Genomic DNA, 16,317 nt, shown 5'->3' on the forward strand with positions numbered 1-16,317 from the left:
TGCCAAACGGTTTGATTATTGGAAAATTGGTAATTGGTTATTATTTGGTGATTGGAATTTGATTATTGGTTATTTTAATGATTGCTATTAAAATTTTCTGCGGTAATAGAGGCGTACTATATGGCGGGTATCTAAGACAGAATACCCTCCTGAGAATGGATCGTAAGATTTTATAGCTGACGGGGTTATTCCTCCATCGCCATATTGCATAATAAGCTCATCGTCAATTGAAGCAGCATATCTTGCTTCGGCAAAGAAATTATGGTGGCCTAAGTAAACCTTATTTTCTCCATCAAGCATTCTGTTCACGTCGTTCCAGCGTGAATAGGTGTAACGCAAAAAGAAGTTAAGCTTCTTAGTCGGCAGGTACGCTAATTCCATGCCTATGTGGTTGATGTTGTTATCAATCCCGCCGGCGCTTTTAAATTCATTGCGCGTGTAATCAAGGTAGATTTGCATTTGATCGCTTGGTTTAAGCTTTAAGCCTGTTTTCCAAATATCATAAAAAGGATAAGGCGGTAACGGAAATAACCCCTGGCTGTAAAGCGAGTTTAATTCCTCGCGGTATTTATTTCCGTATTCATAATAAGTGGTGCCTAAATTAGCATTACTAAGCAGGCTTCTTGGAAAATTATCATAAGCTAAAGTATAGTCGTTTGTATGTTCCCAGATACCGGATAAAGAAACCCCATCAAAAAACTCGTATTCTAAACCCAGGGATCCGGTTTTTAATGAAGGGTCCTTGCCATCAGTTATAGAAGAGTTGCTAATGTATTCTCCGGTGTTAGGATCAGTTATAAATGGGTCTATGCCGTTTTTAGTCTTAGGAAGATACTGATAAATCCCCAGCAGTTTTGTAGTCAGGCGCTGGTTTATCTTATAGGTAAATTCATCACGGGCAACAGTCTCCACTTGCTTGCCGTTAGTTTTATGCACATTTCTGACATCTAACAAATTATTCGCGCTATTATCAAAAAATGTATTTTCTACGCGCGCGCCTACCGCGTCCCTTCCGATATCAACACCATCGCCTATTTTATAAGGTTCGATGTCTTCCCAGGTATTTGTGGGCTTGTATAGACCGGTATAATAATAATCGAATGGTTTCTGAAAATGCAGATGGCGCGACCAAAAGGCGTCATTGCGCGTTTGATGATAATTAGAAAGTTTAGTGTCAAACCCTTCATCCATATGCGTAAAGAATAATCTGTATCTGCAAAACGCCTCATCGCCTTCCTGCGGCTTCATGCCGTAATAGCCGTATTCCTGGTTCATGATGCTTCTTCCGGAGAAATTACCGATCAATGATAAATGGTAGGCATTGCCCCGGTAGCTTGATTTATAAGTTTCATTGCTTAGATCCTGGCGCGTTTTAGAGGCAGCCGCCTGCATATATGTTTTAACTCCGTCTGTAATCTCATATTCGGTATCAACCGAATATACATAATTTACCATATCTTCCCGTTGGCCGGAATCAAAGCCCATGCGGTAAGTCAAGGTGGAGCCGATATTGAAATTATCCGCCATATGATATTTCAGGCGCGTGGCATTGATAATATTGTTGATATAGCTGTAATCTTCCCAAAGTGTTTTAGGAGCAGCAATCGTGGAATCAATAGACAGGTTATCGATTGTGCTTAATGAAAGGCTGGCGCCGCGCAAATTAGTAAGCCTTGTCCCGTCTGAATCACGCACCAAATAGGCCAGAGAATCGTCCATGCCGCCTTTAGTAAAATCAGAAACCCCATCGTTATATTCACCTTGCCTCCAGGCGTCAATCCATGGGCTTTCTTGCCACCAGATATGGTTGTTGGAAAGCTTCAGCGGATCATCTGATGTATAAGCCTGGTCCTGATAAGCTATGGGGAACACGCGTAATTTTATCCCTTCTTGCTTGTAATCCGCCCAGAATTCGCGCAGCGGCTGAAAGTAAGCGTTAATCTTCTTTGAAGGAATGATAAAGGTGTCGTGTAATCCGGTGCCAACATCAGCAAAAGCGCCAAGTACCGTGGCTTGGCTTGTGCTGCCGCTATGGACTTTTAATTCCGGCAGGCTTAATGAATTTCCATTTTGTAAGGTGTAGATAGTTTGCGCCAGAGTGTAATTGGTGTTTCCTAGATATAATAATTGCATCTGGGCGGGATCACCCCAGCCGCTTGTCACGGTGAACTTATCGCTTTTACCGATATAACTCCACGGGTCAGCGGTAATATTGCCATGGAAGTTCAAGCCTTCTTTATTTTGAGTATCTAAATTAACCCTTAAGCGGTCATATACGCGCGTGTCAAAGGTATTAGCCTTGCGGTTATACCCGGCAGTAGAAAGTATTCTCCAGTTTTTTTCATCCAAATCAGCGTTGGCCCTGTTGACTATAAAATCATCAGTATCCGCCCCCAGAGAAATCTGGGCTTCTCCCTCAACAGCAATATTGCCTACCTTAAGTTCTTCTTTCTGGGTTTCGGTATCTAATGCGGTTTTATCTTTCGCGGCGTAATAAGGGCTTGCGTAAGCAAGCTGTGTTTTTGCCTGATCCGGCTGTTCTTTGGGGATCGTTTTGTCTAAAGAATCTAGCAAGCGGGCCATTTCCTTTTCTCTTTTTACGGAATCTTCAAATTCTAACGCTTTATCCGAATGTAGCTTATTGGTTTTGGCTTGCGCGGCAGAACCTTGCGCGGGGGCATTGATCTTAGCGATATAATAATTGGCGGTTTGATTATCTGGTTCTAGTATAAGGACTTTTGAGAATTCTCTAAGTGATGCAGTAAAATCTCCCTGATTATAGTATTTTACCCCATTCTGGCAGAGATACTCTGCGGCCATACTTTGAGAATAGCCTAAATTTGCTATTCCCTGCAAGATAAAAGCTATTATGAATATTTTAGCAAAGTTTTTCTTCATCAATTGACCAATAAAAAAACCGCATTGGCTTTTTGGCCAATCCGGTTAAGTTTATATTGCGCATGTATCTGTTTCATTAAGTCCTAATTATATAAAATCCCTCCTTTTTGTCAAGAAAAAATAATTAAATTCTTCAATTATTCATCTTTATATTGCATCAGGTTGCTGGGTATAGAGCTAAAAGTAATCCTAAGCGAATGCATGAAACAGATCAAATAAGTTTTGCCATTATTTATGGCGTAGATGCTGCCTTTAAGGCGGCAGAAAAACCTTTCTTGCTGTTTTTGATCGTTATGCTCTTTTAACACATATAGGTATGGCTGGGGCTTTTCTATTTTCTCCGGGCGCACTTCGCGCACCGTGCAAATAAAATGCCTGCGGATAACGCTTCTAATGCCTTCTTTGTCCACGATTTCCGAAGCGCAGATTATGCGTCTGTTTTTTTCTTCGCAAGTCAGGTTTTTAAATACTAGATCCCTCATTTCGGCCCCTTTTTTAGAAACAGCCGGACTACTGGATAATTTATTCCCCCTGTTTTATCAGTAATCCGGCAACTTTCCCCTTTAATGCCATGGCTGGTGGGGAGATATTACACAAAAAGTATAACATCATAAGTTTAGTACTTTCAAGGGTATATGATGCTTTTTGAGAAAGCGCTTTCCAGGGGTTTTACTACAGCGGGTTATTTCTAAAGCTTAAGGCGGGGTTCTTTACCTTGAATGATCCGAAGGATGTTGGCGCGATGGCGCCAGGCCACTAAAAAACTTAAAATAAACGCGAAAATAAACAAGCTTAAGGGTTGTTTTAGGATAAAAATGCAGGCAGGAAAGGCCAAAGCCGCTATCACAGAGGCCAGGGATACCATTCTGAAAATCATAAAAACCGCCAGCCATATCACCAGCATTATGCCTAGGCTGATTGCTACCGCGTGTAGCTTTAAGGATATACCGATTAATACCCCTAAAGAAGTAGCTACGCCTTTACCGCCTTTAAATTTTAAGAATATAGTCCAGATGTGGCCAATAACGCAACTTGCGGCTATACAGATATACACAAACTCTTGGCTTAAGGCCTTATTCTGCGATAAGACATAATTACCTAATAAGATTACCGGGACGATCCCTTTTAAGACGTCAACCAAAAGAACGATAAACCCGGTTTTCTTGCCCAAAACGCGAAGCGCATTGGTTGCTCCAATATTACCGGAACCAAATTCGCGGATATCTATGCCTTTCAAAATCCTGCCGGCAAGATACGCGGTGGGTATAGAGCCGACTAGATAGCTAATGATGATTGCGGTTATCAATAACATAAAGCCAATTAAATCCTCTCTTGATATAATCCATACCGGAAATAAGCGTGAAAAATACCGCAATACCCCAAAAAATAAAAGCGATCTGTAATTGCAGAAGAACCGCGATTACAGATGCCATCTGGAAAGTAGTGGTCAATTTTCCCCATCGCGTAGGCTTAATGTCAATATTTTGTTTTACGATGTAGATTACAACCGCGCCAAGCAAAATAATCACGTCCCGGCTTATAACTACAAGGCTCACCCAGATAGGAAGCTTAATGTTGCCCGGGAATTGATCAATAATGGAAAGCATGATAAAAGAGCTCATTAAAAGCAGTTTATCCCCTAATGGATCAAGTACCATGCCGGCCTTGGATACCTGTTTTGCTTTTCTGGCAATATATCCGTCCACGGCATCGGAAACCGCGCCTAAGACAAAGATCCCTAAGGCTATAAAACGCAGGTAATCTTTTTGGGGTTGATAATAAATAAGGGTAGCGATAAAAAACGGAACAGTAAGGATGCGGAAAATGGATATTTTATTGGCGAAATTCATCTGTTTACTTAATAGCCCTGATCCTGTTCAATGGCCAATATATAAGAATGGCCTTACCGAGAATGTTGCCCTGCGGGACAAAACCCCAGAACCTGCTGTCTTGGGAATTAGCGGAGTTGTCCCCTAAAACAAAATATGAGCCCTTAGGCACAGTTATTTTTTCTCCTTCGCGCGCGTAGTTGCCGTGATTATAATAAAAATTACGGCTAAAAACATTCTCTGTAAGCGGTTTATCGTTTACGTATATGGTGCCGTTTTCTATTAAAACCGTATCTGCTTCTTTGGCAACCAAGCGTTTTATGAAATTCTTTTTCGGGTCTTCAGGATAAATAAATACTACTACATCTGCGGTTTGGGGCTTTCTAAATCCGGGCAGCCTCCAGCCCACAAAGGGCAGCCTGGGCCCGTAGATAAATTTATTCACCAGAATTATGTCTCCTACCATTAGCGTTTTTTGCATGGACCCGGTAGGTATTTTATACGGCTCAAAAAACAATATCCTTACTACTATGGCAAGCGCTAAAGCAACCAGAATAGACTCTGTCCATTCCCTTATCCTTGATTTAGGCCTCATATTTTTAAAACCTCCAGGAATGCCTCTTGGGGAATTTCTATTTTTCCGAATTGCTTCAACCTTTTTTTGCCCTGTTTCTGATTTTCCCAAAGTTTACGCTTACGAGTAATATCCCCTCCTGAGCATTTACTGGTCATGTGTTTTCCCGCGGGCCTTACCTTTTCTGAAGCAAGGATTTGATTCCCTACCGCCGCTTGGATGGCTACTTCAAATAACTGTCGGGGGATAAGTTCTTTTAATTTTGATACCAAGGCATGGGCCCGGGAATACGCGCGGTCTTTGAACATAATTGAAGAAAAGGCATCGCAAATAGTCCCGTTTATTAAAATGTCAAGCCTGACTAATTTGGTGGGAGTATATTGCTTGAATTCGTAATCCAATGAGCCATATCCTCTGGTCAAAGATTTTATGCGGTCATAAAAATCCACGATAATTTCAGAAAGCGGGATATCAAATATGATTTTTACCCTGTCTTCTCCGAGGTATTCATTAGAGCGGAAAATCCCCCTTCTTGACTTGGTAAAATTGCACACGTCCTCTATTTTATCTACCGGAACGATCATAAGCAGGCTGACATAGGGTTCTTGTGTGTCTTGGATGTCCTGCGGGGCAGGTAATTTTGCCGGAGTGTCTACCTCAATAATTTCTGCGCTATTTGTTGTTACGCGGTAGACTACATTAGGCACAGTAAGAATAAGATTAAGATTATGCTCGCGCTCTAATCTCTCCTGGACTATTTCCATATGCAATAAGCCTAAAAACCCGCAACGAAAACCTGAGCCAAACGACTGTGAATTTTCCGGCTCAAAAACAAATGATGCGTCGGATAATTTAAGTTTATCCATAGCATCACGCAAATAAGGAAAATCACTGGGATTTACCGGGTATATACCGCAGAAAACAAGCGGTTTCAACTGTTTGTATCCGGGCAGCGCTTGCTTGCACGGGTTTTTACTATCGGTGATTGTATCGCCTATGATTATTTCACGCGGATCACGGATATTAGCGGTAAAATAACCTACCTCTCCGCAAGATAAGGCGTCGGTTTGCGTGTATTTTAAGTTAAATGTGCCCAGTTCCTCTATTTTATAACTTGTGCCCGAATGCATCATGGTAAGAGGGGTTCTGTCATCTAATTTCCCGTCCATAATCCTGATAAAAACTACCACTCCTTTATAGATATCGAATCTACAATCAAAAACAAGCGCTTTGAGCGGATTATCGGGATTGCCGCTTGGAGGAGGGATTACTTCTACGATGCGTTCCAATATCTCTTGGACCCCTGTGCCTTCTTTGGCAGAAGCTAATAAAACATCTTCCTGGCGGAATCCCAGTACAGAAACAATCTGCTTTTTTACCCTAGGCACATCCGCGCAAGAAAGGTCAATTTTATTTATTACCGGGATCATCTGCAGGTCGTTTTCCAAAGCCAGATAGTAATTCGCTACTGTCTGCGCTTCAATACCCTGCCCCGCGTCAACCACAAGAAGAGCCCCTTCGCAGGCGGCAAGCGATTTAGAGACTTCATAGGTAAAATCCACGTGCCCGGGTGTATCAATCAGGTTTAAAACATATTCTTTTTTGTTTTTCTTGGAGTAGAAATTAAGCCTGACCATGGAAGCTTTGATGGTGATGCCTCTTTCTTTTTCAAGGTCCATATCATCTAAAAGCTGGTCTCCCTTGTGAGAGCGGTCCACTACTCCGGTTATCTCTAGTATCCGGTCAGCAAGGGTAGACTTGCCATGGTCTATATGGGCTATGATAGAAAAATTCCTGATGAGCTCTTTATTCATTGGGCGAATTAAGTATGTTTAAGATCTTATCTACAACTTGGTCAATGGAAAGGCTGGTAGTATCCACAAGTATCGCGTCATCGGCTTTTTTAAGCGGGGCAGTTTCACGCGTAGAATCTATTTTATCGCGGTTAGACAAGTCATTTTCTATTTCCTGCAAAGAAACCGGATATCCTGAATCTTTTAGCTCTTTATAACGGCGCAAGGTCCGTTCTTGGAAATTTGCGTCTAAGAATATTTTTTTCTGGGCGTCAGGAAAAACAACGGTTCCGATATCCCTGCCATCAAGGATACTATTGGTACTTAAGCCCAGTTTTCTCTGCAGCCCAAGCATTATTTCGCGGACTTCTTTGATTTTGGCAACATCAGATACAAACTTGGTCACCCGGGTTTCCCTTATGGATTTTGAAACATCGTTTCCATCAAGAAGGACTTTTAGTTCCGCTGTACAGCTGTCATGGAGCAATTCTATCTTTGTCTGCTTTGCCAAATGGATAATGCCGTTTAGATCATCAACAGGCAGGCCTTTTTCAATGACCTTTAAGGTCAGCGCTCTGTACATGGCGCCGGTGTCAATATATAAAAACCCAAGCTTCTGGGCTAATATCTTAGCAATGGTGCTTTTTCCTGCTCCCGCCGGTCCGTCAATGGCAATAATCATATTTTTTAAATAATAGACTCACGTTTTAAACGGGCTTCTTTTAATAACCTTAGAAGTTTCTGCCGGCCATTTTTCTGGATAGCCTGTTCCAAATTGGCAACATTCTTTTTAAATTCTTTGATACCTGCCAGCAGATATTTGGGATTGCTTAAAAATATATCCGCCCAGATGTTCTCTGCTGACGCCGCCACGCGCGTAGTATCTTTTAGCCCGCCTGAAGCATAAGGCAAATATTCTCTCGGCACGCAGCTTATAAGCGAAAAGGCTATTGCATGCGGCAAGTGGCTGGTAATCCCGAGTATCTTATCGTGCTTGCGCGCATCCCAGAAGACGACTTTCGCCCCTAATTTCTTCCATAAATCGGCAATCTGCTGTTTGACTTTGCTGCTTGTGGCTTTAGTCGGAGTAAACACGCATAAACAGCTTTGGAATAAATCCGGCCTCGCGTAAGAAACGCCTTTTTTCTCTAACCCCGCGATGGGGTGAGTGCCGATATACCTGCCGGGAAAGATTTTATCTAAAGCGCAAACAACCTCTTTTTTTGTGCTTCCGACGTCAATAACTATGCAGTCAGGCTTTATGATTCTGCCTATTTTAGCAGCTTGAGAGATTATTGTTTTAACGGGGGCAGCCAAGATGATTAAATCCGCGTTAGAAGCGATATTTAAATTTGTTGAGCCCTGATCAATAACTTTTAGTTTTTTAGCTTTAATAATGGAGCTTTGGTGCAAGCTTATCCCGGTAATGTAAGAGCATAGTTTATTTCTTTTTAGCCCCAAGGCAATAGAGCCTCCGATTAATCCTGTTCCGAATATGCAAACATTCTTAAAGTTATTCATCAGTTTAAATTTCTCTTTCAATAGCTTTTGCGATATTTTTAAGTTCCTTGATAAGATTAGCAAAGTTGGCCGGAGTAAGCGATTGCGCTCCGTCTGACATTGCCTCTTCAGGATGAGAATGCACTTCAATTAGAAGCCCGTCTGCTCCAGAGGCGATACTGGCCTTGGCTAAAGCCGGTACCAGGCCCCATTTTCCCGCAGCGTGGCTGGGGTCAACAATAATTGGGAGATGCGAATATTGCTTCACAAGCGGAACAGCGCTTATATCAAGGGTATTGCGGGTGGCATCTTCAAAGGTGCGTATGCCCCTTTCGCATAAGATCACATTGAAATTACCCCCGGAAACAATGTATTCCGCGGACATAAGCAGTTCTTTTATTGTTGAAGACAAGCCCCTTTTAAGAAGGACCGGTTTCTTGGTAAGCCCCACTTCTTTAAGCAGGTTAAAATTTTGCATATTGCGCGCGCCTATCTGCAAGACATCCACATATTTGGCAACTAATTCCACGTCGCGGGTATCCATGACCTCGCTTAATGTGACCATCTCCAGGTCTTTGCCAACCTTGTTTAAATATTTCAGCCCCTCTTCTCCTAATCCCTGAAAACTGTATGGAGAACTGCGAGGCTTAAAAGCTCCGCCTCTTAATACTTTTACCCCCATTTGTTTGATTTCTTTGGCTATTTCATAAAGGGTATCATAATTTTCTATGGCGCAGGGGCCTGCCATAGCAATAATCTTGTTGCCTCCTATAAAAACGCCTTTGCCTAAATCAATAACTGAAGATTCTTTCTTGAATTCTTGGGATACAAGTTTATAGGGGGCCAAAACCGGAATAACTTTTTCTACTCCGGGGAAAGCCTCAAGTGGGGTAACCCTTAATATATCTTCCGGGCCAATAACCCCAATAATAGTGCGCTCTGTGCCTTTGGATATATGCGGGGTAAGCCCGATCTTTTTTACCTTTTCGACTATATGATTTATATCGGCGTCTGCAGCGCCGGGTTTTAATACAATGATCATTTTGCCCTCCGCTTATCAAACTTAATTTCTTTTAGCACGGAAATGAATCTCTTGTTTTCTTTTTCAGTCCCGATAGTAACGCGTATAAAATTATTTAAGTTATATTGTTTCATATCCCTGACAATTACTCCTTTTTCAAGCATTTTCTTAAATAGGCCTACGCCATCCTCTTGCACGTCCATAAGTATGAAATTCGTGACAGAATCTACATAAAATATGCCTAATTGCTTTAAGGCTGAAGAAAAGTATTTTTTACCTTCCGCATTTATTCTGCGGGCTTTCTTCAGGAAGGCCTTATCGCCTAAGGCGGCAAGGGCTGCTTCTTGCGCAATAAGATTAGTATTAAACGGCTGCCTGACCCTTTCCATAAAAGAAGTGAATTCTTTTCTTGCTATAGCGTAACCAATGCGCAAGCCCGCCAAACCGTAACCTTTGGAGAATGTCTTCAAGGTTATAACATTGGCATCCTTAAAATAATCAAGGCCGCTGGGGTAATCATCAACATCAATAAATGTATCATAGGCTTCATCTAAAACCACAATAACATGTTCGGGCAGGCCCTTTAAGAAATCCTGGATTTGGCCTTTTGTAAGATATGTTCCTGTGGGGTTATTGGGGTTGGCGATAAATACAAGCTTGGTTTTATCTGAAATCGCGTTTTTTAACCCCGCCAGGTCGTATTTAAAAGATTTAAGAGGAACAGTTATTACCTTTTTATTGTTGACTTTAGAAATGATTTCATACTCCAGAAAAGTTACTTCAGAGGTAACGATATTTTCATCATCCTCGACAAAAGTCTTAATGATAATATCAATTAACTCATCCGAGCCGTTGCCCAAAACTAAATTTTCCGGTTCTACTTTCAGAAATTCAGCCAATCCCTTTTTGAGGTAAAAACCCTGTCCGTCAGGATAGCGGTTGACCGATTTTAAGGCCTTTTGCATTGCCCTTACCGCTTTTGGAGAGCCGCCTAACGGGTTTTCATTGGAAGCCAGCTTAATAACTTCTTTAAGGCGGAATTGGCGTTTTATTTCTTCAATGGGCCTTCCGCCAACATAGGGTGTAATATTTTGCACATTTTTTCTTGCCAGCTGCATTTTATCTCCTGCGATTATAGAAATTGTTTCAATTAAGATTCCGGATACGAGCCTAAAATCTTCAAGAACTTGCATTTACTGTCCAAATCTGCGATAGCTTTTGAAACATTCTTGTCCTGCAAGTGCCCCTCCAGGTCCACATAGAAATAATATTCCCATGCCTTGACTTTAGACGGCCGGGATTCTATTTTTGTTAAGTTTATTTTATATTTCTTAAAGGTGTTCAGCATATCATGTAAGGCCCCTACCCTGTCTTTTATGGAAAAAAGAAGTGACGTCCGGCTGTGTTTTATCTGCGGCACCTGGGTATTGCCGATAACCATAAAACGAGTTATATTGTGCGGCGAATCTTCAATGCCTTTAGAGAGGACTTTTAATTTATAAACCTTAGCCGCTAAAAGCGATGCGATACAAGCGCTGTTTCTTTCTTTGCTTACAATTTGTGCCGCCTTGGTGGTGCTGGAAACTTCAATTCTTTCCGCGTGGGGAAGATTATCCTGCAGCCATCTGCGGCATTGCCCGAAAACTTGTAAAATAGAGTATACTTTCTTAATCTGTTTGAGCTGGCATTTAGCAAGTAAATTATGCGCAATCGGCTGCAATATCTGGCTGCATATTTTCAAATCGGACTGCATAAACATATCTAAGGTATGGGTTACCGCTCCCTCGATAGAGTTTTCTATCGGGACAACGCCGTAATCCGCCTGATTGTTTTCAACGCTGTTAAAAACATCAAAGATGCTTTCGCAGGGAATATATTCTACCTGTAATCCAAAACGTTTGATCGCGGCCAAATTCGTGAAGCTTGCCTGCGGGCCTAAGTATGCCACTTTTAACTTCCGTCCGATCGCAAGGCTGTAAGACATGATCTCGCGGTAAACAGCTTCTAAAGCCGAAGACGGGAAAGGGCCATTGTTGAAAGATTTTATTTTATTTAAGACTTCGTATTCTCTTTCCGGGGCATACGCGCTTTTGCCCTGGTCTTTCTTGCTGCTGGCGATCTCCAAGACCAGATTAGCGCGTTTGTTTAAGACGCCCACTATCTGTTTATCTAACTTATCTATTTTCTGACGAAGCTTCTGTATTTTCATTTTCCGTGACCTCGGTTTTTGTGTTTTGCGTTTCAATTTCCTCTATTTCTATATTTTCCGGTATTTTTAATTCTTCGATTTTCGGCAAATCTTCAAGATTGTTTAACCCGAAATATTCTAAGAATTTTTTGGTTGTGCCGAATACATAAGGGCATCCAGGCGTATTTCTTCTTCCGGCTACGCGGACCAGATCTTTTTCCAACAAGCTATCTATAACCCCGTCCACATTGACATTACGCAATGTCTCTATTTCTATCTTGGTAAGCGGCTGTTTATAGGCGATTATTGCCAGGGTTTCCAGGGCCGGGCGCGACAGTTTTTCCACTTTGCGCCCTTTATGCAGTTTCTTTAGTAATGGGGCGAAATCAACGGGAGTGCTTAATTGGAAACCTCCTGCGACTTCATTGATCCTTAAGCCGCGGTTGGAAACCTGGTAATCTGTTTTTAATTCTTGAATAACCGCGTTTATATCTGCCGAAGGCAGATTATCCAGGGCTTTTCTTATCTGCTCAATGGTAAGCGGTTTATCAGTTGAAAAAAGCATTGCTTCTACAACAGCCTTCAAGTTATTCTCTGCCATTTTAGATTGCCTTTTTTTGTTTGTAAACTTCGTTTAACAGCTCTTCAGTAGTCTTTATATCTTTCGCCCTCTCAAAAGCCCTCTTGACCATATTTTCCGCTTCGGATTTATTATATTCCAGCTGCATTAAAACAGAAACCGCTTCTTTAATTAAATCCGATTGCGCGGGCTGCAACCGTCCTTGTGAGGCGTCTTGCATAAGGCCGAACTTTCCGATTTTATTCTGCAGCTTTGCTATTATATCTCGTGCTTTTTGCTGGCCTATCCCCGGAAGAGACCGCAAGAAATCCATGTCTGCTTCGTATATGGCTTTGGCAATAAGGGAAATCGGCTTATCAATAGCTTTAACCGCCGCTCTTGGCCCGATGCCAGAGACACTAATAAAACTTAAGAAGAAATCTTTCTCTATTTGATTCAAAAAACCTATTAATACCGGCGTATTTTTTGACGGCTCGGCCTGCAGGTAATGGTAAGTAATCAAGGTTATTTTATTATCTTCGGTAATATTCTTCTCTATACGCTGGATTATTGCTTGAGGGATTAATACCTCATAGCAAATACCACCGGCATCTATAATGGCGCTTGTTTGGTCATGCGAAATCAATTTTCCGCTTATACGCGCAATCATAATACCCTCTTGGATATGTAACAATGCGCAACCGCTAAGCCTAAGGCATCGGTAACATCAGTATATTTGGGCAGGTCCTTGATGCCCAGTATATTGGCAATCATATGCTGCACTTGATGTTTTGACGCCAGGCCGTTTCCGACAATAGCTTTTTTTACTCTTGTTGCCGCGTATTCAACCATCGTAATACGGCAGGTAGAGCAGGCTAAACAAATTACTCCTCTTGCTTGGCCAAGCATATATGAAATAGTCGGATACTGATAATGTGAATAGATCTTTTCAAGCACCATTATCTTAGGATTTGTTTCTTTAATCAAGGCTGATACTTCAGAATAGATCTTACCCAGCCTTGAAGCGATATCATTTTTCCCGGAAGTGGTAATTACCCCCGCCTCCAAAAGGCGTAAACTGTTTTTTCCAAAATCAATTACGCCGTAACCGGTGGTATTTATCGCCGGGTCAATCCCTAAGATCACCATTAATTCCTACTGTTCGTTTGAGATCTTTTCCATGATTTCATCCGGGATATCAAAATTAGCATAAACCTGCTGTACGTCATCGTGTTCTTCCAGGGCATCTATCAAGGCTAACAGCTGTTTTGCTTCACTTTCACCGAGCTTTATGGTGGATGAAGGGATCATGGTTACTTCAGCGTCCTGGCATTTTATGCCTTTTTGGTCAATGGCAGCTTTAACCTTTTCAAAATTCTGCAGGTCGGTGGTGATTTCAAAATTTTTATCATCGCTTTTCATATCTTCCGCGCCGGCTTCAAGCACTAAATTCATAAGCTCTTCTTCTTTGGCAGAGCTTTTCTCAATAAGAAAGTATCCTTTTTTAGCAAACATCCAGCTTACCGCTCCCGCCCCGGCGAAATTTCCGCCTCGTTTAGACATAATACTTCTTATTTCAGCGCTGGTGCGATTTTTATTGTCCGTAAGGGTTTCAACTAATATGGCTACTCCTGCCGGCCCATAGGCTTCATAAATAGCGTTCTCATAAATAACGCCGGGAAGCTCGCCGGTGCCTCTTTTAATTGCCATCTTGACATTATCCGAAGGCATATTGCCTTCTTTGGCTTTAAGCATTACCGCGCGCAGCCTAGGATTGGTGTCGGGATTGCCTCCGCCTTCACGGGCCACGGTAGTAAGTTCCCTGATAATCTTAGTGTAGAGCGCGCCTTTTTTGGCGTCCGCTAAGCTTTTCTTGCCTTTATTCGTCTTCCATTTTGAATGGCCGGACATAATTTTAATCCTCCTTTAATACTAGGTTAATTAAAAATTTAAAGTGTAAAATTAAAAATTACAGCGTAAAATCTAAAACTTTGAAAACAAAAAGCTTAAAGCGCAAAATGATAAGCAAAATTAGAAATTTTGAATTTTACTCTATACTTTTAGGCTTTTCGCTTTACGTTTTTAGTTTTTAAAATAGCAGGTAAAATAAGCCGGGTTCTGTATAATTGTGGCCATTTCTCTAGTCCTTAAAGCCTTACAGCAAAGGATCAAGCAGCCTACCCGCCCGGCTTCCTCAAAATCAGAGGCATCGACTGGGACTTCTCCGTCCTATCTTTCGATAGGAACGCCGGGCCTATTTGGCCTTGCTCCACGTAGAGATTGCTCGTTTCACCCCCCGCCGCTTTGCTTCGCTTTGCGAAGCAAAGCGGCGCCAATACTGGAAAAACCAGCTTAAGCGGCGGGATCCTAAAATTAAGGATATCCTACTCAAAATTAATTGAGTGATGGGCGTTGCCCACTACGTTTACCCTGCGGAGCCCGGACTTTCCTCCCCCCCGCTGTTTTGCTTTTGCAAAAGCAAAAGCAAAACAAGACGCGGGGGCAGCCACATTTTACCTGCTATCAAAGAGCGGTTTCTCTTAATTTTTCTTTTACGGCAATCGTAGCCAGTTTGTCTGCGCCTTTATTTTCTTCCCGCGGGATATGCTCTATTTTAAAATGCGGGAAAGATTCCAAAAGCCGAGTTACCCGGCCGTACAAAACAGCGATATTTTTATCTTTTACTTTATACTCTTTGATAACTTGCCGATGCAAAAGCTGGCTGTCAGTTTTTACTTCTACTTGGCCCGCTTTTAGTTTTAAAGCCTCTTCTAAGGCGTAAATAAGAGCAGTATACTCCGCGATATTATTTGTGGCCTCTCCTATGTATCTGGCGATATTACAAATCACCTGCTCGCCCTCAAGGATGATAACGCCTATCCCCGCGTGCCCGGGATTTCCTTTAGATGCCCCATCTATATAAATTTCAAGTTTTCGCATCTATTCTTCTATGTAAAGCATGCGGTTACAATTCTCGCAGGTAATAATATGGTCGTACATCTTGATAAGATTAATCACCTGGGCAGGCATAAAAAGATTGCATCCCTGGCAGGAATTATTTTTTACCGCAACTATGCCAAGGCCGTTTCTATTGCTTAGTATTCTTTCGTACTCTGCGAAGATCTTTTTATCTACTTCAGGGATGACTTGGCTTCTTTGCGCCTCTAATTGGCTGATTTTCTCGTCTATTAACTTGATGCTGTCAGTTATTTTCTTTTTTTCTTCATTAACAGCCTTTTCTTCTTGAGCAAGCATCTGTTTTTCTTTATCCATATCCTGCTTGGCTTTATCTATCTGATCCATAGAAGAAAGGATTTTGTCTTCTATCAAAGACATATCCGCTTTTGCGTCTTGTATCTGTCCAAGCATAGTATTGTACTCTTTATTGGTTTTTAAGCTGTAAAGCTGGCCCTGCAACTTTTTAACAGCCTCTTCTCTTGAACCTAGTTCAAGCTCAAAATCCTTTTTCGCTTTCTGTAGGTCAAGGTAAGCTTTTTCTAATTGCGCAAGAACTTGTTTCTTAAGGTCAAAGGCTTCATCAATTGCTTTAAGCTTGAGCGGTTGATTTTGTTTTTCGTTATTCAAAAGGTATATCTGCCGGTCTATATCCTGTAATCTTAAGAGAACCGCTATTTGCGCTTTTAAATCAGCTGGCATAACCGCATCCTTTTCTTTATATATATGGGCGCAATAGGACTTGAACCTATGACCTCTACAATGTGAATGTAGCGCTCTAACCAACTGAGCTATGCGCCCGATGGGCCCACAGGGATTTGAACCCCGGGCCAAGTGATTATGAGTCACCTGCTCTAACCACTGAGCTATGGGCCCTAAAACAGGCAAAAAAGTATAATTACAGAGAATAATAATTATATCATACAAAGGAAAAGCTTCAAAGGGATTTTTACAAGAAAAAGGCGGCTGGTAAGCAGCCGCCTGGAGTAACCTTTAAACC

Annotated in this window: 17 protein-coding genes, 2 tRNA genes and 1 other RNA gene; all 20 read right to left on the reverse strand. The window is 41.8% G+C overall.

From position 1 onward, the window contains the following. Window positions 1-87 precede the first annotated feature (87 nt). The 20 genes from MUF05_02640 to MUF05_02735 all read right to left on the reverse strand — a co-directional run bounded on the left by MUF05_02640 (window position 88) and on the right by MUF05_02735 (window position 16,193). Window positions 88-2,898: a hypothetical protein gene (locus tag MUF05_02640; protein MCU0665974.1), complete on the reverse strand. Its 2,811-nt coding sequence runs from the start codon at window positions 2,896-2,898 to the stop codon at window positions 88-90. A 137-nt stretch (window positions 2,899-3,035) separates the two neighbouring features. Then, window positions 3,036-3,380, reverse strand: coding sequence for a hypothetical protein (locus MUF05_02645; GenBank protein ID MCU0665975.1), 345 nt, complete (start codon window positions 3,378-3,380; stop codon window positions 3,036-3,038). A 206-nt stretch (window positions 3,381-3,586) separates the two neighbouring features. Beyond that, window positions 3,587-4,210, reverse strand: coding sequence for a glycerol-3-phosphate 1-O-acyltransferase PlsY (gene plsY, locus MUF05_02650; GenBank protein ID MCU0665976.1), 624 nt, complete (start codon window positions 4,208-4,210; stop codon window positions 3,587-3,589). After that, a complete protein-coding gene (locus MUF05_02655) occupies window positions 4,182-4,748 on the reverse strand; it encodes a CDP-alcohol phosphatidyltransferase family protein (protein MCU0665977.1) in 567 nt (188 codons plus the stop codon). The genes plsY and MUF05_02655 overlap by 29 nt, the downstream gene beginning before the upstream one ends. Before the next feature lie 4 nt (window positions 4,749-4,752). After that, the gene (gene lepB / locus MUF05_02660) at window positions 4,753-5,322 is read right to left on the reverse strand and encodes a signal peptidase I (protein ID MCU0665978.1); all 570 of its coding nucleotides are present in this window, start codon (window positions 5,320-5,322) and stop codon (window positions 4,753-4,755) included. Next, a complete protein-coding gene (gene lepA / locus MUF05_02665; protein MCU0665979.1) occupies window positions 5,319-7,115 on the reverse strand; it encodes a translation elongation factor 4 in 1,797 nt (598 codons plus the stop codon). Before lepA ends, lepB begins: the two co-directional genes overlap by 4 nt. Next, window positions 7,108-7,776: a (d)CMP kinase gene (gene cmk, locus MUF05_02670; protein MCU0665980.1), complete on the reverse strand. Its 669-nt coding sequence runs from the start codon at window positions 7,774-7,776 to the stop codon at window positions 7,108-7,110. Before cmk ends, lepA begins: the two co-directional genes overlap by 8 nt. Before the next feature lie 5 nt (window positions 7,777-7,781). Then, the gene (locus tag MUF05_02675) at window positions 7,782-8,615 is read right to left on the reverse strand and encodes a prephenate dehydrogenase (protein MCU0665981.1); all 834 of its coding nucleotides are present in this window, start codon (window positions 8,613-8,615) and stop codon (window positions 7,782-7,784) included. A gap of 4 nt (window positions 8,616-8,619) precedes the next feature. Continuing rightward, on the reverse strand, window positions 8,620-9,636 hold the full coding sequence (gene aroF / locus MUF05_02680; GenBank protein ID MCU0665982.1) for a 3-deoxy-7-phosphoheptulonate synthase: 1,017 nt from the start codon (window positions 9,634-9,636) through the stop codon (window positions 8,620-8,622). Next, window positions 9,633-10,808 carry a histidinol-phosphate transaminase gene (hisC, locus tag MUF05_02685; protein MCU0665983.1) on the reverse strand — a complete coding sequence of 392 codons (1,176 nt, stop codon included), beginning with the start codon at window positions 10,806-10,808 and terminating at the stop codon, window positions 9,633-9,635. The genes aroF and hisC overlap by 4 nt, the downstream gene beginning before the upstream one ends. After that, window positions 10,766-11,824: a prephenate dehydratase gene (gene pheA, locus MUF05_02690; GenBank protein MCU0665984.1), complete on the reverse strand. Its 1,059-nt coding sequence runs from the start codon at window positions 11,822-11,824 to the stop codon at window positions 10,766-10,768. Before pheA ends, hisC begins: the two co-directional genes overlap by 43 nt. Beyond that, window positions 11,790-12,404 (reverse strand): SMC-Scp complex subunit ScpB, encoded by a 615-nt coding sequence (gene scpB / locus MUF05_02695; protein ID MCU0665985.1) that lies wholly within the window; start codon window positions 12,402-12,404, stop codon window positions 11,790-11,792. Before scpB ends, pheA begins: the two co-directional genes overlap by 35 nt. A 1-nt stretch (window position 12,405) precedes the next feature. After that, the gene (locus tag MUF05_02700) at window positions 12,406-13,032 is read right to left on the reverse strand and encodes a helix-hairpin-helix domain-containing protein (protein MCU0665986.1); all 627 of its coding nucleotides are present in this window, start codon (window positions 13,030-13,032) and stop codon (window positions 12,406-12,408) included. Further along, window positions 13,029-13,511 carry a crossover junction endodeoxyribonuclease RuvC gene (gene ruvC, locus MUF05_02705; protein MCU0665987.1) on the reverse strand — a complete coding sequence of 161 codons (483 nt, stop codon included), beginning with the start codon at window positions 13,509-13,511 and terminating at the stop codon, window positions 13,029-13,031. The genes MUF05_02700 and ruvC overlap by 4 nt, the downstream gene beginning before the upstream one ends. Before the next feature lie 6 nt (window positions 13,512-13,517). After that, window positions 13,518-14,273 (reverse strand): YebC/PmpR family DNA-binding transcriptional regulator, encoded by a 756-nt coding sequence (locus tag MUF05_02710; protein MCU0665988.1) that lies wholly within the window; start codon window positions 14,271-14,273, stop codon window positions 13,518-13,520. A 180-nt stretch (window positions 14,274-14,453) separates the two neighbouring features. Further along, window positions 14,454-14,885, reverse strand: an RNA gene (gene rnpB / locus MUF05_02715) — RNase P RNA component class A. Then, on the reverse strand, window positions 14,886-15,302 hold the full coding sequence (locus MUF05_02720; protein MCU0665989.1) for a ribonuclease HI family protein: 417 nt from the start codon (window positions 15,300-15,302) through the stop codon (window positions 14,886-14,888). Beyond that, the gene (locus MUF05_02725; protein MCU0665990.1) at window positions 15,303-16,019 is read right to left on the reverse strand and encodes a C4-type zinc ribbon domain-containing protein; all 717 of its coding nucleotides are present in this window, start codon (window positions 16,017-16,019) and stop codon (window positions 15,303-15,305) included. It lies immediately after the preceding gene. A gap of 25 nt (window positions 16,020-16,044) precedes the next feature. Next, window positions 16,045-16,118 (reverse strand) — tRNA-Val (locus tag MUF05_02730). A gap of 2 nt (window positions 16,119-16,120) precedes the next feature. After that, window positions 16,121-16,193, reverse strand: a tRNA-Ile gene (locus tag MUF05_02735). Between the last annotated feature and the right edge of the window lie 124 nt (window positions 16,194-16,317).

This window comes from Candidatus Omnitrophota bacterium (assembly GCA_025453395.1).
GTDB lineage: Bacteria > Omnitrophota > Gorgyraeia > Gygaellales > Profunditerraquicolaceae > JAlOQK01.